Here is a 20,338-nt window from a genome sequence, read left to right on the forward strand (position 1 = left end):
AACTTTTTATGATTATTCCACATTGTCTAGCAGCGGATCAGTATCTTCACTGGTTGGAATCACTTCTTCTTGAGCCGCTTTGTCGCCAAATATTTCCGTCAAATCGACTAAATGAATGTTTGATCGATCATCTAATTTAAGCGTGATTGTTTGTCCTTCTTCTACAAATGGTAGGTAATCATTCAATTTTGCAGGCACTTGATAAACATTACCATCTAACATGAAATAATAGAAAGTTTCCCCCTCTTTTATAACAGCTTGGATTTTTTCAACTTTTCCGGTTACTTTTTCTAATGTGTCCTCATTGATTGCCTCTAAAACCACAGGATTATCTTCCCCATACTTTTGGATAAGCTGAGTCATATTGCTAGCAATGTAGACTTTCTGATAATCTTGAACATCTACTAAGCTATAATTTTTAATAAGACCGGAAGAGTCTTTTAAAGTTAAAATATACATAGGATTGCCTTGTAAGTTAATCAAGAGAGGGAATGTTGCAATATATCCTTTTTCTTGAACAGACCCTTCAGCTGAAGCCATAGCAGAGAACTCTTCGGCAGCAGATAAATTGTACATAGTAGCTTCTTTGGTTCTTAGATTAACTAATACAAAGCCAATGTTTGATTCATCTGATACAACAGAAGTGATACCAGTATAGAGGTAAATATCATCATTCATTGGTAGATAATTATAACCTTTGGAGGTTTCTGTTACGCCTTCTTTGGCAAAAACTGAGTTCCAAAAACCATTTTTAAATTTACCGTTTTGGTCTAACTGGTGCATGATTAAGTCAGCAGAATAAACGCGGTCTACCCAAGATGGGATCTCATCCATGGAGTATTTTTGGTGTTCTCCTGTCATCGCATTAACAATAATTAATCCATTAGGTTCTGGCTCATTAAGAAAGAAATTTCGTCCATAGCTAGTAGCTATATAATAAGGATTGCCCTCATCATCGATTTCAAAGTCAGGGCTATCAAAAATACTGAATGGATAATTGAATCTTAAATGTCTAGAAATATTCCGACCGAAATGATCTGAATAAGAATATCTAATCGGTTTTTCAGGTGTTTTTACTTCCACTTTTCCAGTAACATTATCAACTTGAAGATAATGTGGGATTCCTTCTGAAAAGTTGTTTAACCACTTAAACAGTCCTGCATACTTCAAGGGAGTTACCCGGTAGGGTTCTGCTTCAATATTGATTTGGGTATATTCATCCGATACTTCAAATTGAGAAACAAGCTCAGTTAAAGCTCCTAAATAGCGATCTCCAAGGCGCACTGCTGTATCTCGATCCACTAATGGCACATTATCAATATTAACTTCAGGAAAAGTGGTCTCGAAATCTTTATTGACTGGTGAGATCATTTGACCATAATCTTTTGCCATAAAGAAAGGAGAAAAAACAAACTTCCCAATTAATCCTACTAATAAGACAATAACAACCGGCCAATAGAACAAGCGGTATTTCTTTGGCAATTTGCCGAATTTAATCTCAGTAACTTGATTAGGATTATTCTTGATCTGCTTGAACCACTGATTGGAATCTTTAATCAATTCGATGGCAAAAACACCGGCCACAATTAATAGAAGAAAAAACCAGCTTTGATAAGAAGCGTAATGGATAGGTGGTAGTGTGAGATAATAATAAACAAAGATAGCCAATGCTAATAATACATACAAATAGTTTGGATTAAATGAACGCTTGTTGGCTTTTTTATTAATCGTTTTTTCAGGTGTCACATCTTTAATAATCAATTTAAAACCCACTTTCTTTTTTCTGACTGAAATATGTAGAAATTTCTTTTATAAAAGGCTCAAAATGAATAGGACCCACATTACTTTCATTTTGACTAATAGAAAAAGGAATCATTTTCTCAATAATATCTGCTGTCAATCTAACAGAGTCTTTCAAGCTGTCACCAGCGATTCGACTGGCAGTAATGATTGAAGCAACAGTGTCTCCAGTTCCAAATATGTAACCATCAAAATACTCGTGAACTACAAGTCCTTTTTCACCCGATTGGCTGGCATAGTAGAAACCTAAGCGATTATTATCACTTCGATCATCTTTAGCTCCTGTAATAATGACATTTTTACAACCTAAAGTTAATAATTCATCGGCGATATCAGCAATCTCATTTAATCTGAAGTCCTCTTTGTAGTCTCGTCCTAAAATCAAACAAGCTTCTGTTAGATTGGGCATGACTAATTCTGCATACGGTATTAATTCACGCAAATGATGAGCGACGTCTTGATCAAAACCAGCATAGAACTGACCATGGTCCCCCATAATCGGATCCATATATAATGCAATGTTTGGATTGATTTCTTTTTCTTTTAAAAGATAGGTTTTCAAATCATCTATCTGCTGAGTATCAGCAAAATAACCCGTTAAAATTGCATCAAAATGATAGTCAACTTGCTGCCAATGGTGCAGCATTTCTTGATAAGCATTTCCCATGGAATAACGAACTAAATCCCCTTTTTCTCCAGCATGCGAAGAAAGGATTAAAGTTGGCAAAATAGTAGCTTCTAATTGGGCAGCAGCTAAAACTGGCAAATTAATTGAACCCGCTACTCTTCCGGCACCAGGAATATCATTAACAACTAAAATAGTATTTGAATAATTATTGCGATTAAGTGAAAACATAAGAACCCCCTACATTTATATAATCATAGTACCTCTTTTAAGCAAATAAATAAAGATAATTCATACTAAAAAAATAGCAGAGACATTGTCTCTGCTAGGGTGAGTGGTTTATCTTGTTTATAAAACTGTTTCAATATCAAAAAACTCTCTGTCTTGCGATTCAGCCACGGCAATGGATGTTAGATGTCCAAGATAAGTATTGATACCTAATAAAATCGCATCATTTTGCTTGGCAGCTTCTTTAATGCCTGCCCTAGCAATTTCTTTAGCATATTGTAAAGTAGCATTGGTCAAAGCAATGGTGGAAGTTCTTGGGACAGCTCCTGGAATATTAGCCACTGCATAATGAATAATATCATGTTTAAGGAAAATCGGTTCCTTATGAGTAGTTGGTTTAGTTGTCTCAAAGTTTCCACCTTGGTCAACTGCAATATCAATTAAAACGGAACCTGGTCTCATTTCTTGAATAGTTTCTTCTTTAACAAGAACTGGTGCACGGCGTCCAGCTATTAAAACTGATCCGACAACTACGTCTGAATCGATCACAGCTTTATGAATGTTTGTTTCATTCGACATCAATGTCTGTACACCATTACCAAGAATATTTTCAATCTCAGCCAAACGTTGTGGATTAATATCAAGAATTGTCACATTAGCACCTAAACCGTAAGCCAATTTAGCGGTATTAAAACCGACAACCCCTCCACCAATCACTGTCACATTGGCACGACGAACACCTGGTACACCACCAAATAAAATACCTGGACCACCGTGGTTCTTTTCTAATAAACGCGCTCCGATTTGAACAGCCATTCGACCGGCTACTTCAGACATGGGTGTTAATAAAGGAAGTGTCCCCTTATCGGCAACCGTTTCATAGGCTACTCCAATCACACCCTTATCGAGCAAGGCTTGTGTTAATTCTAGTTCAGGAGCAAGATGTAAATAGGTAAATAGAATGAGTCCTTCATAAAAATAGTCATATTCCTCTTTAACTGGCTCTTTCACTTTAATAACCATTTCTGCTTTCCAAACTTCTGCAGCTGTTTCAACGATACTTGCTCCAGCATCAATATATTCATGATCAGTAAACCCTGAACCCAATCCAGCCTCTTTTTCAACAATTATCTCATTTCCAGCTGAAACAAGTTCTTTAATATTATTAGGGGTGAGTCCTACACGATCTTCATTTGCTTTCAATTCTCTAGGTACTCCAATTTTCATTAATAAATCCCTCCTTTGTTTTTTTATTATACCACATGCTCTTTTCATCACAAATAAATTATATGATTATATCTTAAAATTTAAAGGGCCCAGCTTCTGAAGTTGGGCCCTTTTCTTAGTTATTCTAAATATGCTTTTTAAGCACCTCAGTCAAACGATCTTTATCATGAAAACCGACAAGTTTTTCTACAACCTGTCCATCTTTTTTTATAACCATGGTTGGAATGGACATAATACCGAATTCACCGGCTATTTTAGTTTCTTCATCGACATTCATCTTGAAGAAATTTACTTGTCCTTCCATCTCTTCTGATAATTCATCAATAATTGGAGATTGCATGCGACACGGTCCACACCATGGTGCCCAAAAATCTACAATGCTTACTCCTTGTGCTGTTTTCGTTTGAAATTCTGAATCTGTAATTGCCTTAACCATCTTAAAGCCCCTTTCACTAATCACGTTGATAGATGTATCTTAGCACATCAAAAAGGTCTTTGACTATTTATATGCTTACTAACTAATCGAAGTAAACCCTTGTTGAACCATCTCCTCCAGCGTTTGGTGGGGAGTATTCGAAGTGATCGACATGAGGATGATTGCTTAATTGATCTTTGACACCCTGTCTCAATGCTCCTGTACCCTTACCATGGATAATGGTGACCAGTGAATGGTTGGATAGAAGAGCTTGGTCTAAATACTGTTTCAACTTACTCATCGCTTCTTCGTACCTCAAACCACGTATATCTAAAGTCGTTTTTACCTTAGATCCAGCTTGCCTTTGTACATTAACCTTCTGCTTAGGCTCAACCTTACCAATCGGTTTTAGCTCGTCAGCCGCAATCTTCATCTTAATAATGCCCATTTGAACAACATACTCATTTTTTTCAACTTGTTCAAGCACAGTTCCTCTTTGTCCATAGGATAAGACCTCGACATCATCGCCCACCTGAATCTTTTTAGACTTTTTAACCCGTTTTAAGACTTTATTCTTTTTCAAGTTTTCTGGTTGTTTTAATTGATCAAAAGCCTTTTTCTTGTCGATTAAAACATGTTCTTTAATGGTTTGATTTTGTCCTTGGACTAACTGTAAGTCTCGAATTTCTTGCAGCAATTCTTCGGCCTCTTTTTGAGCTTGTTCCACTTTCTCATTAGTCTGACGCTTAGCTTTTTCAACTAAGTCATGCTTTTGCTCAAGATAGCGGTCATATTCAGTTCGTATATCTTGCCATAAGAGTTCTGCTTTTTCTAAGAAAGCTTGAGCTTCTTTATTTTTTAGCTCACTTTCTCTTCTTTCACGCTCTAATTTAGCAACCATTTCGTTCAAAGATTGACTATCTTGTGAAATTCCTTCTTGAGCCCCCTCTAATATATCTTGTCTCAAGCCTAATCTTCTTGAGATTTCAATAGCATTGGACCGACCAGGTACACCTATCATTAAGCGATAAGTTGGCGATAAGGTCTGAACATCAAATTCCATAGAGGCATTAATTGTTTTTGCTCGTTCATGGGCATAAACTTTTAATTCCGGATAATGAGTTGTTGCTAAAACAGTAGCCCCTACTTTCCTTAAATAATCTAAAATAGAAATAGCTAAGGCTGCACCTTCTTGCGGATCAGTTCCAGAACCGAGTTCATCAAATAAAACGAGGGATTGATAGTCTGCTTCTTCGACTATATTCACAATATTCGTCATATGACTGGAGAAGGTAGAAAGAGACTGCTCAATGGACTGCTCATCTCCAATATCAGCATAAATCGATTGGAAAACGCCTAATTGAGAACCAGAATCGCAAGGAACATGAAGTCCTGATTGTCCCATTAATTGAATGAGACCAATCGTTTTTAAAATAATCGTCTTACCACCGGTGTTAGGACCTGTGATTAAGAGAATATGATAGTTTTCACCAATTAATATATCATTTGCTACAATATCGTCCGAATCAATTAAAGGATGTCTGGCTTGCCATAGAGCTACTTGGTTATCAATTGAAAAAACAGGCTTTGTCGCCTTAATCGCTTTAGCATACTCAGCTTTAGATTGAATAAAATCTAATTGGGCAATCATGGATTGATTATGTTTAATTTCTTCAACATAAGGCGCAATCATTAAAGATATTTCAAGAAGAATTCTTTCAATTTCGGTACGCTCATCTATCTCCAATTGGGCTAAGCGATTATTTAACTCCACAACAACCTTCGGTTCCATAAAGACTGTCTGACCAGTTGCTGACTGATCATGAATGGTACCACCAAATTGACCTTTATACTCCGCCTTAACGGGTAGAACATAACGATCGTTCCTGATAGTTATTAAGCGATCGCTCAACTGATTCCCTTTAGTTTTTAGTAATTGATTCAGTTGGTTGCGGATTTGATTTTCTGTTTGACTTTGATTTTTTCTAATAGCTGCCAATTGAGTGGATGCGGAATTTAAAACCGCCCCCTCATCACTTACCGTTGATTGTATTTCTTTGATAACTTGTGGAAGACTCACGCATTGATCCACCCAATACTTCAATGAAGGATAGATTTTTTCTTCAGCTTCTAAATCAGCAAAAAATTGTGTTACTTGATTGGTAGTAGTCAATAGGCGGCCAATTTGTCCTAACTCCTTAGGGTTTAAAGCAGCTGAAATCTCCAGCCGTCTAAAGGCCATACTTAACGCTACTAAGCGAGGAATAGGTATGTTCTTACCTTGTTGAAGAATTGCTAAATTTTCTTCCACTTCCTCTTGCCATTTTTGAATTGTTTCCAAATCGGTGGATGGCTGCATTTTGAGAATCTTAGATTTAGCCATCTCGGTATTTGCAAAGTGGGAGACTTGCTGAATAATTTTATGATACTCTAATTTCTCCAAAGTTTTACTATTAGTCATCAAAGATTCCCCCTTTCCTATTAATAATCATTAGGATCCCAAGCCAAACTTCCCTACAAAGTCGGTCAAAATAGGCGTGGAATCCACCATTCTAAAAATCAATGGGTTGTTAACAAATTGCTGTTGGATAAATTCTATAGGAATTAACGATAATAAGTATAAAACCATAAATACGATAAAATAGACAACAGCGAAATTGAGTACACCACCAATTAACCGATTACTAATATTTAAAACACTATAATAAGTTACTTTGGTAAATAAAATGGATAATACATTCGTTAACAACCAGCCGATTAACCAGATAATTAGAAAAGTAATCAATTTATAGAAAGTTTGATCGAGTAGAAAAGTTTGAGCTTCCGTATATAGAGCGAGTTGACTATCTGGTTGGACAGCTGGAAATGGTATAATCATCTCCACCCACTTGCTCAAAACATCAAAATATTGTGTAGCAATGATATAGGTAATAATATAACCTAACAATCTTACAATCTGCATAATCATTCCTGACCGATAGCCAGAGTAAAAGGCGAAGGCCAAAATTAAAATTACAATAACACTTAACATAAAGTACCCCCTCTAATGATTTCCTCATTAGTCCTGTTCAAAAAATTCATAATCATTCTATTTCTTTAAAAATTAGCCTAAGCCTAGTCTTTTCTCTAGCGCTGCAATTTTTTCTTCTTTTGTAATCTGGTCTGAAATAGCATTAATTGCCATCAAAATAGCGCGATCTTCTTGAGTCAAATTGGGATCAAGTTCTTTTAATTGTTGTAATTGTTGAGTCAGTAATTGAACAACTGCATCCATGTGCTCTCTCGAACGATGACCCACAATGGTATAGACTCTGCCTTCAATCAATGCCTTATAACGGTTCTTCTCTTCCATGTAATCTCCTCTTTAAGCTTGATTCTCCCACTATTTTACCAAAAGTCCCTCTATAATGCACCTTTCCTATACGAATATTAAAGAAGATGGTAAACTGATAATTATGATAGCCAATTCATAAAAGGTGGGATATAAATGAACAGCGTCACTCTCGAAGTAAACCCAGCAACTCTTAAAGTTATGGAAGAAAATTACCAAAGACACTTAATTGACCCCGTTCCCTATAGCCTCTTTAGAGCTAAATTAGCTTATGTAACCATTACAGCTTATAAATCTGGCAAAGTCCTCTTTCAAGGAAAAGCAGCTGAAGAAGAAGCGCGAATATGGGCTAAAGACTTGCCTCAATCAATCCACACGAATTTTCTCGAAAACAACACTCATTTACCTGACCGGATTCAATTTAAGAATTTAATTGGGTCGGATGAAGTGGGAAACGGATCTTACTTTGGACCCTTGACTGTATGTGCAGTCTATCTTCCTTTTGAAAAACAAGAATTAATTAAAGAACTTGGCGTAAAAGATTCTAAAAATTTATCTGATCATGAAATCGAAAGCATTGCGGCTAATCTCATACACTCAGTTGATTATCATTTAACAATTGCTAATCCACAAAAATACAATCAAATGATTAAAAAATATAATGCTAACGGACTTAAGGCGAGATTACATAACTTTACTATTAAAGAACTATATAAAAAACTATCTCCTGAACAGAAAAAGCAACTTGATGGAGTAATAATTGATCAATTTACGTCAGAAAAGAATTATTACCAACACTTAAAAAACGAAAAGGAAGTTTATCGCGCCCATGTCTATTTTGCTAAAAGGGCCGAATCTATTCATCTGGCCGTTGCTTGTGCTTCCATTATTGCAAGAGATGCCTTTGTTAAAAAACTTCATTCGCTCGGTGAAACTTTTGGCGGCAAACTACCTTCAGGGGCAGGCAGAAATGTTGATCTTTATGCATCAAAATTAATCGACCGCTATGGGATTGAAAGTCTCAATCAAACAGCTAAACTCCATTTTGCTAACACACAAAAAGCTAAAAAGTTAAGCAAAAAATATCGTCATTAAGAAAAAGCTGCCGATTTTTATCGACAGCTTTTTTATAGTCAATGCGAGGGGCATTTATCTAGTCAATTGTAGTTTCAGGAATATTTTCCAGTTGATTGATTAATTTTACATAGCGAATAAATTTAGCTATACATTTTTCTAAATGGTCAACTGTTTTAGGGTCGGTAATGTTCCCTTCAGCATCAAATTTATTTTTAGCACCACCTAGTAAAAATTCATTTCCAGGGAAGACATAAGCATCCACTCTAGGAGACTCCAAAATTTGATCCATATGTAATTGAGCACGCGAGGTCCCTTGTTCCAAATAGGATGCTCCAATAACATACACAGGCTTATGAATAAAAGGTGTAACTTTATAAGATAGCCATTCAATTGTAGATTTTAAAGCAGGTGGAACAGTATGGATATGTTCTGGGGTGGCTATTAATATACCATCCGCTTGAAGTATTTTTTTATTTAATAACTGAATCGCCGGATGATCTGTTTGATCATTACTAGCATCAAACATCGGAATTTGGTTAATTTCAAGAATTTCTAATTCAAAATATTCAGCAAAGTGCCGCTTTATATACTGTAATAATAAACGATTAGACGAAAATTCTGCATTAGAGCCTACGATTCCTACTAATTTCATATTATCCCCCCTTACTCTTTAGCTTCGAACTGTTGATGATAGAACTTGCGAGCTTCATCCACATTTGCTTGATGCCTTTCTTGTAATAGTTCTGTGACACCAATAAATTGAAGAAAATCATTAAAATAAGCTTCTAACTGATTGACCTTATCTGGGAAAACTAAATTCCCTTCTTTATCAAAAGCCTCTAAAGAGTTCCCCATTAAAAATTCACAACCAGGCATAAGCATTGCACGAATAACTGGTGCATTCATAATTGAACGCAGGTGTTGTTGGGCTCTAGAAGTCCCTAAAACACCATAGGAAGTTCCCACAATCATTAAAGGTTTATCCACAAAAGGAAATATATTATAAGATAACCAAGATAAAGCGTTCGTCAAAGCGGCTGGAATAGAATGATCGTACTCTGCAGTAGCAATAACCACTCCATCGGCTGCCTCAATTTTTTCAGCCATTTCAGTGATTACCTCAGGTAATTTTCCATCCGCTGGTTTATTAAAGATTGGCAGGCCTCGAACTTCAAGTAATTCGATATTCGCTCTATCTTGAAAATGTTTTTGAATAAATTGTAATAACTTACGATTGGTAGATTCCGTAGAATTATTTCCAACGATGCCAACAATTTTCTTCATATTATTATACCTCCATAGAATAGTATTCCTAATTAGAATAAAGATAATAGCGTCAAGAAAATAGGGGGTAAAAAGATTGCCGGTGTATAATTTAAAATCTTTAATTCAGTAATATTTAAAATATTCATGCCTAAGCCAATCAATAATAGTGACCCTACTGCAATAATCTCATTTACCACTGCTACTGATAAAATAGGAGCTAAAAAGCCTGCTAAGATTACTAATAAGCCTTGGATGATTATTACTGGAATTGCCGATAGTAAAACACCTGCTCCCAAAGATGAACTCAATAGAATGGCGGTAATGCCATCTAAGATAGACTTGGTATAGAGCGTGGTATTATCACCGGTTAATCCACTTTCTAAAGATCCTAAAATAGACATTGAACCAATACAAAAGATCATTGCTGCTGAAATAAAACCTTGCCCTAACTGACTATCAGATCCTGGTTTTGATATTTTTTTTTCAATTAATGAAATCCCATAAGTTACCTTTTGATCAATATCAATTGATTCCCCAATCATTGCTCCTACAACAACTGACAAAATCATAACAATCGTATTTTCTCCAGCTAAGGTGCCATCAATTCCAATTGCGAGCACGCATAAAGCAATACCATGCATCAATCGCTCATGGATTTTTACAGGGATTCCTGCCTTTAAACCCATACCGATTAAACTACATATAACGATTACGATACCATTAATAATTACACCCATCTTAACAAATCCTTCACATAAAATTAAGAGCATCCAAAGGATACTCTTGCTTGACTGGCGTACTATCTCACCTTGACACTTAATTATTATAAAGATAAATTCATGATTTTTCCATAGAAAACCAAGAACTAATTTTATTTTAATAATTGATTGGAATTTAGTAATTTATCAACTTGATCTTCTGCAGCAAAACCATCCTGCCCATCTTCAACCAAACACATATCAATTAAAGTTTCTTTAGAAAGCGATTGGTTCTTTAAATCATCACCATATAAATTAGAGTGTTTGCGGTAAATACGATATAGTTCTGTTACGATCACTTTAAGTACTGCAAAAGCAGGAACACCTAGAATCACACCCGTTACACCAAATATGCGCCCCGCTCCTAACAGAACAATTAAAATTGTAACTGGATGGATTTTTAAATTCGAGCTAAGAATTTGCGGTTGAATAAGTCTTCCTTCAACTAAAGCCTCAATCCCTATAACCAATAAGACCTTTATTAACATAAAAGGAGAGGCAATTAAACCAATAATTATGGCAGGAATAGCGGCAATGACTGACCCAATATAGGGAATGACATTAAGAAAAGTAGCAAGTACTCCTAAAGTAATCGCATAGTCTAGGCCTATAATGGAAAAACCAGCAGCGAAAATCATGCCCACAATAATTGCAACAATAATTTGGCCACGAATATATTGACCAATCTGATAGTGAGATTGATAAATCATAGTCTTAGTCGTTTCTCTATAGCGATCAGGAATATAATAAAGTATTTTAGGGAATAGCTTATAACCTTCTAATAAAAGATAATAAAGTAAGACAGGAATAGTAACTAAGCCGGTTACAACCGTTGAAACCGTACCTATCACGCTACCTAATCCACCAAAAGTCGATGTAATTAGCGGTTGAATTTGCTGGATAAGTCCGTTTAAATCAACACTCCCCTCTTGATTAGCCAGATTAGGAAAGACTTCATTAAAATCAGGTAGTAAAGGAAGCTTGTTAAAAACATCTTGAATTCCTGCTACATATTTAGGTAAATCATTAATAAATGAGCGCGTCTGACTTTGTACTATCGGCACGAGTGTAGCTACACCCCAAGTTACTAATAATGAGAGGCCAATAAAAATTAACCATATTGATAAATGACGGTTTACACCGCGTCTAGAGAGTTTAACCACTAAGGGCGAGAACAGATAGTACATAATGCCCGTTCCAATGAAAGGAAAGGCAAAGAAGTTCAAGAAATCAAAGAGTGGTTGAAATAAATAAAAAATTTGTGTAAAAGCATAGATTGCCAAGACAATTAAAATAAATTTTAATAGCCGAATAACATTGCGATCATTCAAGAATTCTGACTTAAATAAAAACTGATTTAATTTTCGCATCAATACCCTCCTATCCTATATGAATTCATCTCAATCATACCACAAATAGAATTAAAATGATTGGCTTAACTACGATATAAATCTACCCTTATGCTATAATACTTTTGAAGAAGAAAGGAGTCCATCTTATGAAAGAAAAATATTTTTTAGGTGGTTATACCCGTCGAGTTAATGAAGGATTAACATCGATCACTTTTGATTCTCAAAAAGAAACTTTCACAGAAAGAGAGTTAATCGATACAATTCAAAACCCCACCTATCTTGCCCTCTCAAAAGATAATCGCTATTTATTTACAATTGAAAAAGAAGAACCTTTTTCAGGAGTGGCAGTATACAAAAAAAAGCATAATGATACCTGGATTAAAAAAAATTATTTTTATCACACCAAAGCAGCAGGATGTCATCTTTTCTATTTAGATTCTAAAAAAGTCCTCTACCTATCAAACTATCATGAAGGCACTATAGAAATCTATCACTTAAATGATGATGAAATAAAACATATACAGACTGTTACCCACGATGGTTCATCTGTCCATCCTAATCAAACTCAGTCTCGTATCCACTTTACCTCTACTTTCAATCAAGATAAGTTTCTTTATGTTTGTGATTTGGGTAGTGATAAAATTTATGTATATTCCTTAGCTGAGAATGGCTCAATCTCCCATCTTGAGCAATCTTTAAATATTCCAGCTGGAACCGGTCCACGGCATTTAGCAATCCATCCTAATCAGAAATTTATCTACATTATTGGTGAGCTGAATAATACCACGATTTTATGTCATCTAAAACAAAATGGCCATTTAGAGATTATTGAAAGTTATCATAATATTCCAACCGATAGTCACCCAGAAGCCACCGGAGCTGCAATTAGAATTTCAAAAGATGGTAACTTTTTATATGTTTCGACACGCTATCAAGATCAAATTACCCTCTTTGGAGTGGATAAAACTAGCGGTAAGTTAAGCCTTCTACAGAGTATTTCATCATATGGAAAAGTTCCAAGAGATTTCTGCTTATCGCATGATGAAAAATATTTGATTGTGGCTCATCAAGATTCTGATTACCTCACTTTATTTAAGAGAAATTCTGAAAGTGGAATAATTTCTTTAACCGATACAAAAGCTTATGCTCCTGAATGCGTTTGTATATTAGCATTAAATAATAAGTAAATTTCATTAAAAAATATATTCAAAAAGTTAGTGATTAGTTAAAAATCAAAATGATTAGCAGATTCAATAGAATTTGCTAATCATTTTTTTGATAACCTTTTACCTTAATGTCACATACCCAATTTCTTGTCCTTTAGTAACTGAACCGCTAGCAGTAATCTTAAACTCATCGATGACCTCTGAACCATTAACAAAGATAACTAACATCACATTATCCTTACCTGCTGCTTCAATTTCTTGATAATCAACTTCTGAAACAGCAGTGGTTGGTGTTAAGTTATCCCCTTCATTAACCAAAGTATTAAAAGGCTTACCTTCTAATTCCACCGTATCTAATCCCATATGAAGTAGTAATTCTAAATTTTCTATTTGTATTCCCATCGCATGTTTAGTCGGAAAAACATTCATTAATTTACCCTGAACTGGTGAGTAGATGGTTGATTGACTCGGTTGAATAGCGTAGCCATCTCCCATCATTTTCTGAGAAAAAACTTGATCGTTGACTTCTTCTAAAGGAATTATTTGACCATCACAGACAGCATGTAGGCTGATTTTTTTAGCTTTTTTCTTAAATAACCCAAACATTTTATTCCTCCTCTTGACTTCATTTTATCATATTTCTTCACAGACTCCTATTTTAAGAATTGACCACATAGTGACATTTGTTTAATTGTTAGCTATAATAAGCGAGAAAAAGATCACGAGGTGATATATAGTGCAAAACCTAGAATGGATGGAATTATTAAAAATTATTTTCTTAAGTATTGTTCAAGGAATTACAGAGTGGTTACCCATTTCTTCAACTGGACACTTAATTTTAGTTGAGGAATTTATTCAATTAAATCTCAATCCAAATTTTGTTGAAATGTTTCGAACTGTTGTACAATTTGGTTCAATTTTAGCTGTAGTCGTCCTTTATTTTAATAAACTTAACCCTTTGGATTTTAAAAAGTCTAGCCAAGAAAGAAAAAATATCTGGGTAATTTGGTTTAAAGTTGCTTTTGCTACCCTGCCAGCAGGAGTTCTGGGCCTATTGATCAATGATTACATGGAAGAGTATTTTAATACTCCTTATGTGGTCGCTGCTGCCTTAATCATTTATGGTTTTGCTTTCTTGTGGATTGAAAATAAAAAGCCAGCTCGTCATGCTAAACAAGTTAATACTCTTAAAAAGATTTCTTTCCCTACGGCTTTTAAAACCGGTCTATTTCAGGCCTTGTCTTTAATTCCAGGTACTTCACGGTCGGGGTCAACCATCCTCGGTGGACTTTTATTAGGAATGGAAAGAACAGTTGCGACAGAGTTTTCTTTCTTTATGTCAATACCTGTTATGTTCGGAGCTTCTTTAGTTAAGTTAAAAGACTTTGGCTTTGCTTTTACTAGTGCTGAACTTGTTTACCTCTTGGTAGGTATGTTTGTTGCCTTTCTTGTTTCCTTAATCGTCATCCGTTCACTTCTTAAATTCATCAAAACGAATGACTTTAAACCTTTCGGTTACTACCGTATTATTTTGGGTGCCGTTGTCATTTTGTATTATTTATTTAAGTAATCTAAAAGAAATAAGAGTTGACCCTATAGTGACCCCAAGAAGTTGGACCAGAAAGATGCGTACATGTTATATGTGCTTGTCTTTCTTATTTTATTGTTTTCTAAGCAGCTTGAAGTGATTGGCGATAAGCAAATCGGGCTCAGCCAGATCAGGCTTTAAGATACAAAATATATACTTCTAACTTGTTTACGTATAAGGACTTATTTTTATTTCAATTTTATGATTGTTTTTATCTTCTTTTGATTCGCATAAATAATATTTTTTTAAGTTGGTCCATCATACTCAAAGCCAATGGAAGCCCAAAAGCTAGACTTTCGGTCTCACGCTTGGACTTCGGCTTTAAAACTACTCATTAACTAAATTCATAAACGTTTGAATTTAATCAATAAGTTTAAGACCCTCTGGTTTAAGTAGATACAGTTGATGACATACCTCTTTTAAATATAAACGATCATGGGAAACGCTAATAATAGTTCCTGGAAATTCGCTTAAAACTTTCCGTATTTTTGGTTGTGAATTCGGAGAAAAATTTCGCGTCGGCTCATCTAAGAAAAGAAGATTCGCTCTCATCAAATCCATTTTTAAAAATAATAATTTTGCTTTTTGTCCTCCTGATAATTCATTGATAGGGTGAGACATTTCCTCAGGAAGAAAATTCATACTGGCCAAAAAAGTCATTATTTGTGTTAATTCTTCGCTGCTTCCTTCCTTAGCAAGTAATTGAATCGGTGTCAAATTCGTATCAACGAATTCACTATGATTTTGAGGCATATAGGCAGGTATAATTCCTTCTCTATCACCATCTTGATTGAATAAAAGCCACATATGCTTTAAAAGCGTTGATTTGCCCACCCCATTGGCTCCCACAATTCCTATTTTATCCTGTCCTTGAACCGTTAGATTAATGTTTGGTGCTAGTAAACGACCTTCAACCTTTAAATTAAGATTGCTTACCTCCATAATCTTGCGCGAATCAGCAATTGGAATGGAGTGGTTAAAAAATATCTTAATTGGGTCTTCAATTATCACTTGCTGACTTCCTTGTTGATGTTCGCGTTCAAGTCTTTTGCCCAATGACTTAACGGTCTTCATCTTTTTCGCTAGTAGTCGTCCGCTTGCTGAATCCTTAGTATGATTTAAACGATGATGCAAAGCTGACTCAAGCCTTTGTTGACGAGCAAACTTTTTAGCATATATTCTTTCATTTTGCTCAAAGTCTTTTTGCTGACTCGCGATCCTCTTATCACGATATAGAAGATAGTCCTTATAAGCTAATTTCGAAACTGTATGACATGGGTCTTTTCTATGCAACAATCGCTCTAAATGAATAATCGAAGTGGCTGTTGATTGTAGTAGCGATTCATCATGTGAAACAAATAATATTGCTTGTTTACTTTCGCTAATAAATTTTTCTAAATACCTTATTGAATCAATATCTAAATCATTAGATGGTTCATCTAGTAGAACTAAATCCGCTTGCTGAGCTGCTATCCTTAACAGTGATAATTTTATTTTTTCACCACCTGAGAGGGATCTCACTATTTGTTCAGAATGTAGTCGCTCCCAATCAAAACCTATTTTCATTCCAAATTTGATTATTTTATTATAATCCATTAAAAAGGGATCTACCTTTGCGAAAAAGAACTTTTCAATACTTAAACTAAGATCTTCCTCCTTCATTTGTTGAGGGAGGTATGCCATTTGACTGAAAGAATTAATTTTTTCGCCTTTAATAATTAGATAGTTACTAAGTGATTCATCATTCATTAACCACTTTAAGATAGTCGATTTCCCATTACCTTCTTCGCCAATAATCGCTACTTTTTCGCCGGGATGAATAATAAAAGACAAGTCATCAATAATTTTAACGAAATCCTTACGATGGTATAAGCTTAGACTATTTACCTGTAACATAAAAAAACTCCTTTCTACTCTTGTGCCAAAAATCCATTATTAGCAGCTTAGAATAGAATAGAAGTATCCCCTATGTAACATTTGATACTTTCTAAAAAAGTTCACACTAAATAGAAGTCACTTCTACTCATGCTGCTTTCTTAGAAATTGTTCAAATGTAACACTCCTCTTAATAAGTTACTTTAATTAAAGCATATCTTTTTTTTAAATTCAAATTTCACACTCTAAATACTTATACAAAAAGCTTTCCTTAAAAAATTTTAAGAAAAGCTTTGTATATTATCCCATTGCATTCTCTTTGGTAATTTCAGTCACTCCACCCATATAAGGTACCAATACTTCTGGAATTTTAACACTGCCGTCCGCTTGCTGGTAGTTTTCTAGGATGGCTACAACTGTTCGACCAACAGCTAAGCCAGATCCATTCAAGGTGTGAACATAATTCAACTTGCCTTCAGCGTTGCGGTAACGAATCATGGCGCGTCGCGCTTGGAAAGCTTCTGTGTTAGAGCAAGAAGATATTTCTCGATAGGTATCTTGAGCTGGAACCCAAACTTCAATATCATATGTTTTAGCGGCTGAAAAGCCCATATCTCCAGTACAAAGGGTGATTACCCGATAAGGTAGTTTTAAAGCTTGTAAGATACCTTCAGCATCTTTGACCATAAATTCTAATTCTTCATAAGAACTTTCTGGATGGGCAAATTTAACCATTTCAACCTTATGAAATTGGTGCATACGAATCAGACCTCTAGTATCACGACCGGCTGATCCGGCTTCTGATCTAAATGATGGAGACATGGCGGTAAATTTGACCGGTAACTCTTCCATTGCAATTACTTCATCTCGATAGTAGTTGGTTAGAGGAACTTCCGCTGTTGGGATTAAGACAAATTGACGATCATCACTCAACTCAAAAGTATCTTCTTTAAATTTAGGATATTGTCCTGTTCCAAACATTGACTTTTCATTAACTATATAAGGCGGTATAACTTCGGTATAACCATTTCTAGCCGTATGAGTATCTAACATAAAGTTATAAATAGCGCGCTCCAACCTTGCGCCTAACCCCTTATAGAATACAAAGCGTGAACCTGATACTTTGCCTGCTCGTTCAAAATCAAGAATGCCTAAATTCTCTGCAATATCCCAATGATTTAAAGGTTCGAAATCAAAGTCTGTAATCTGACCCCAACGGCGATTTTCAACATTATCTTCTTCATCTTCACCTATTGGTACTGATTCATGAGGTAAATTAGGTAATCCATGTTCAATTTGAGCCAAAGCAATGTCTAGCTGATTTAAAGTCTCATCTAATTCAGCTATTTCTTGCCCTATAACTTGCATGGCTTGAATCTGTTCATCCACATTTCCTTTATTGCGCTTAATAGTGGCAATTTCTTGCGAAACTTTATTACGGACCCCTTTTTTCTCTTCTACTTGAGTTAATAGAGCTCTTCTTTTTTTATCCAACTCTTTAAATTCATTTAAAATTTCTGTTTTTACTCCGCGATGACTTAATTGCTCAACTACTTCATCCATATGGTTTCTCAAATAGCGCCTATCTAACATCTTAATTCCTCCTTTATGTAATAAAAAAGAGACCTCCGTCTATTTGGGACGAAAAGGTCTCTTGTTCCGCGGTACCACCCGTTTTTAAGAATTGATTTAAATTCTTACACTTGTATCATAACGGCGATGACCGGCTTTATTTATGCTTAGCTTTCATAAAGCAGAATGAATACGTGGATTCACTGAATAAGTGATTAGCTCTCATCAACCGCTAACTTTCTGCTTGACCCTTATTTCAGATACTATTCGTACTAACTATTAAATTTATTATATTAAATAGATTTTATTTGTCAAGCTATTACCATTTAAGTCTTTGAGCCTTTTCAGTATCACGATAATGATGTATGGCTTCCAATCCTTCATAGTTCTGTTGTCTTAGAGCTTCATAAATAATAATATTAGCCGTATTAGATAAATTTAAAGAACGAATATGCTGATCATTCATCGGGATTCTTAAAGATTGATCTTTATGAGCTTGCATAAAATCTTCAGGTAGCCCAGTCGTTTCCTTACCAAAGATAAAAAACTGCTCATCAATCGTTGAATCAGCTAAATTAGCTTCGCTATAAACTCTTGGTGCAAATTTAGAAATCAAGTACAATTTACGATTACCTAAAAACTTCATAAAGGCTGATAAACTGTCATGGTAAGTAATGTCGACATGCTCCCAATAATCTAGCCCTGCTCGTTTAAGCATTTTATCCTCAGTAGAAAAACCAAGCGGTTCAATCAAATGTAAACTAGTATTAGTTCCTGCGCAAGTTCTCGAAATATTGCCAGTATTAGCTGGCATTAGGGGCTCATAAAGTACGATATGGTTTTTCATCGTTTAACTCCTTTTAGACTTTAACTCTTTTTTATTTTTGAGACGTTCAATAGCTTTTTTCATTTCTTTGATGGTTTCTGGTTCAGATTCCTTCTGCAGTTGGTCATAAATCATACTAATCATCGCTTGATTTTTATCTCTTTGGATTACACTAACAGCATAGGCAGCAGTTGCTCGAATCACTGGTCGTGGATCTTTTTCAATTAATTCAAGCAGATGCGGCAAGGCTGTTCGGTCCCGATAATTAGCCAAAGCGATAATTGCATTTCTTTGCAAGGGCTTCTTGCCTCGCCAAGACCCCGCTAAATGTCCAAATTGTCGTTTAAAGGCTCTATTGCTAAGTGATAACATATTCTTTAATATTGGTTTTACTTCGTCTTGGATAGGCTCCATTTCAGGATGATGATGAAAATCAATGCCCTTGTTATAAGGACATGAAATCTGACAAATATCACAGCCATAAATGACATGAGTCATTTTTCGGCGATAGTCTTCAGCTAAATGTCCTTTGGTTTGAGTCTGATAGGATAAACATTTCTGCGCATTCATCTTACCGTCACCAAAAAGAGCTTGAGTAGGACAGGCTGTCACACAACGATAACAATCGCCACAACCATATGTAACCCTTTGATCTGGCATAAAAGGAATGTTCGTGATAATTTCACCTAAATAAACGTAACTGCCAAATTCTTTAGTGACCAGCAAACCATTACGACCTATAAAGCCCAATCCAGCTCTTTCAGCCACAACCACATCAATCAATTCCCCCGTATCAACCATCGGTTTAAAACGAGCATCAGGAATTTCTGCTTGGATAAGATCAATAACCCTTTGCATACGTTCTGATAAAATATGATGGTAGTCTTTCCCCCAAGAAGCACGAGCAAAACTACCACGACGTTCTTCTTTATTAGAAGCTGGTTCCTTTCTAAAGTTACTAGGATAAGCCAAAGCAATCGAAATAATTGATTGGGCCCCTTCAAAGATTTTTTCAGGATAGATTCTCTCCTCAATGATAGGATGTTCAAAACCAGTGGTATGTCCTTTCGCCTTTTGCTCTCTTAAACTTTCCTCTAAATGGTCAAAAGGTTCCGCTGTCGTAAAACCGATCTTATCCACTCCTAAGTCTTTCAGCGATTTTTTTAAAATGGATTTGACTTTAATAGCCTCTTCTTTTGAGATCAGTTTGTTCAACTCCTATCTAAAAAAAC

General features: G+C 35.4%; 19 protein-coding genes and 1 other annotated feature. Of the genes, 3 read left to right on the top strand and 16 right to left on the bottom strand.

What is annotated here, in order from left to right; genetic code table 11:
* Window positions 1-12: 12 nt before the first annotated feature.
* The 7 genes from ACQV2X_RS02995 to zapA form a co-directional block, all read right to left on the bottom strand.
* Window positions 13-1,761, bottom strand: coding sequence for a hypothetical protein (locus ACQV2X_RS02995; protein ID WP_428893292.1), 1,749 nt, complete (start codon window positions 1,759-1,761; stop codon window positions 13-15).
* Between the two features lies 1 nt (window position 1,762).
* Window positions 1,763-2,656, bottom strand: coding sequence for a bifunctional hydroxymethylpyrimidine kinase/phosphomethylpyrimidine kinase (locus tag ACQV2X_RS03000; RefSeq protein WP_428872965.1), 894 nt, complete (start codon window positions 2,654-2,656; stop codon window positions 1,763-1,765).
* Window positions 2,657-2,773: 117 nt separating this feature from the next.
* Window positions 2,774-3,880: an alanine dehydrogenase gene (gene ald / locus ACQV2X_RS03005; RefSeq protein ID WP_428872963.1), complete on the bottom strand. Its 1,107-nt coding sequence runs from the start codon at window positions 3,878-3,880 to the stop codon at window positions 2,774-2,776.
* A 124-nt stretch (window positions 3,881-4,004) separates the two neighbouring features.
* A complete protein-coding gene (gene trxA / locus ACQV2X_RS03010) occupies window positions 4,005-4,316 on the bottom strand; it encodes a thioredoxin (RefSeq protein WP_428872961.1) in 312 nt (103 codons plus the stop codon).
* Between the two features lie 82 nt (window positions 4,317-4,398).
* A complete protein-coding gene (locus tag ACQV2X_RS03015; protein WP_428894219.1) occupies window positions 4,399-6,756 on the bottom strand; it encodes an endonuclease MutS2 in 2,358 nt (785 codons plus the stop codon).
* 30 nt (window positions 6,757-6,786) lie between these two features.
* On the bottom strand, window positions 6,787-7,326 hold the full coding sequence (locus tag ACQV2X_RS03020) for a CvpA family protein (protein WP_428872958.1): 540 nt from the start codon (window positions 7,324-7,326) through the stop codon (window positions 6,787-6,789).
* 72 nt (window positions 7,327-7,398) lie between these two features.
* Window positions 7,399-7,647: a cell division protein ZapA gene (zapA, locus tag ACQV2X_RS03025; protein ID WP_428872956.1), complete on the bottom strand. Its 249-nt coding sequence runs from the start codon at window positions 7,645-7,647 to the stop codon at window positions 7,399-7,401.
* Between the two features lie 135 nt (window positions 7,648-7,782).
* Here zapA and rnhC point away from each other — a divergent pair, with 135 nt between their 5' ends.
* The gene (gene rnhC / locus ACQV2X_RS03030; protein ID WP_428872954.1) at window positions 7,783-8,721 is read left to right on the top strand and encodes a ribonuclease HIII; all 939 of its coding nucleotides are present in this window, start codon (window positions 7,783-7,785) and stop codon (window positions 8,719-8,721) included.
* 58 nt (window positions 8,722-8,779) lie between these two features.
* Here the strand turns inward: rnhC and ACQV2X_RS03035 are convergent, their stop codons facing one another.
* The 4 genes from ACQV2X_RS03035 to ACQV2X_RS03050 form a co-directional block, all read right to left on the bottom strand.
* Window positions 8,780-9,355, bottom strand: coding sequence for an NADPH-dependent FMN reductase (locus ACQV2X_RS03035; protein ID WP_428872952.1), 576 nt, complete (start codon window positions 9,353-9,355; stop codon window positions 8,780-8,782).
* Between the two features lie 11 nt (window positions 9,356-9,366).
* On the bottom strand, window positions 9,367-9,987 hold the full coding sequence (locus ACQV2X_RS03040; RefSeq protein WP_428894220.1) for an NADPH-dependent FMN reductase: 621 nt from the start codon (window positions 9,985-9,987) through the stop codon (window positions 9,367-9,369).
* Between the two features lie 32 nt (window positions 9,988-10,019).
* Window positions 10,020-10,739 (bottom strand): DUF554 domain-containing protein, encoded by a 720-nt coding sequence (locus tag ACQV2X_RS03045; RefSeq protein WP_428872948.1) that lies wholly within the window; start codon window positions 10,737-10,739, stop codon window positions 10,020-10,022.
* A 101-nt stretch (window positions 10,740-10,840) separates the two neighbouring features.
* Complete coding sequence (locus ACQV2X_RS03050; protein WP_428894221.1) at window positions 10,841-12,097, bottom strand: AI-2E family transporter; 1,257 nt, start codon at window positions 12,095-12,097, stop codon at window positions 10,841-10,843.
* A gap of 128 nt (window positions 12,098-12,225) precedes the next feature.
* On the opposite strand from ACQV2X_RS03050, the gene ACQV2X_RS03055 reads away from it, so the two are divergent.
* Window positions 12,226-13,266 (top strand): lactonase family protein, encoded by a 1,041-nt coding sequence (locus ACQV2X_RS03055; protein WP_428894222.1) that lies wholly within the window; start codon window positions 12,226-12,228, stop codon window positions 13,264-13,266.
* 99 nt (window positions 13,267-13,365) lie between these two features.
* Here ACQV2X_RS03055 and ACQV2X_RS03060 read toward each other — a convergent pair whose 3' ends face one another.
* The gene (locus ACQV2X_RS03060; RefSeq protein WP_428872944.1) at window positions 13,366-13,851 is read right to left on the bottom strand and encodes a PTS sugar transporter subunit IIA; all 486 of its coding nucleotides are present in this window, start codon (window positions 13,849-13,851) and stop codon (window positions 13,366-13,368) included.
* Window positions 13,852-13,999: 148 nt separating this feature from the next.
* Between ACQV2X_RS03060 and ACQV2X_RS03065 the strand changes: the two genes are divergently transcribed.
* A complete protein-coding gene (locus tag ACQV2X_RS03065) occupies window positions 14,000-14,815 on the top strand; it encodes an undecaprenyl-diphosphate phosphatase (RefSeq protein ID WP_428873012.1) in 816 nt (271 codons plus the stop codon).
* A 378-nt stretch (window positions 14,816-15,193) separates the two neighbouring features.
* Here the strand turns inward: ACQV2X_RS03065 and ACQV2X_RS03070 are convergent, their stop codons facing one another.
* From ACQV2X_RS03070 to queG, 4 genes are all read right to left on the bottom strand, one after another.
* A complete protein-coding gene (locus ACQV2X_RS03070; protein WP_428874646.1) occupies window positions 15,194-16,729 on the bottom strand; it encodes an ATP-binding cassette domain-containing protein in 1,536 nt (511 codons plus the stop codon).
* A 279-nt stretch (window positions 16,730-17,008) separates the two neighbouring features.
* Window positions 17,009-18,301 carry a serine--tRNA ligase gene (gene serS, locus ACQV2X_RS03075; protein ID WP_428872942.1) on the bottom strand — a complete coding sequence of 431 codons (1,293 nt, stop codon included), beginning with the start codon at window positions 18,299-18,301 and terminating at the stop codon, window positions 17,009-17,011.
* A 41-nt stretch (window positions 18,302-18,342) separates the two neighbouring features.
* Window positions 18,343-18,566: a binding site (T-box leader), on the bottom strand.
* Window positions 18,567-18,599: 33 nt separating this feature from the next.
* Window positions 18,600-19,127, bottom strand: coding sequence for a tRNA (uridine(34)/cytosine(34)/5-carboxymethylaminomethyluridine(34)-2'-O)-methyltransferase TrmL (trmL, locus tag ACQV2X_RS03080; protein ID WP_428894223.1), 528 nt, complete (start codon window positions 19,125-19,127; stop codon window positions 18,600-18,602).
* A gap of 3 nt (window positions 19,128-19,130) precedes the next feature.
* A complete protein-coding gene (gene queG / locus ACQV2X_RS03085) occupies window positions 19,131-20,312 on the bottom strand; it encodes a tRNA epoxyqueuosine(34) reductase QueG (protein WP_428892523.1) in 1,182 nt (393 codons plus the stop codon).
* Between the last annotated feature and the right edge of the window lie 26 nt (window positions 20,313-20,338).

It is taken from the genome of Facklamia sp. P12945, assembly GCF_050409485.1.
Classification (GTDB): Bacteria; Bacillota; Bacilli; order Lactobacillales; family Aerococcaceae; genus Facklamia.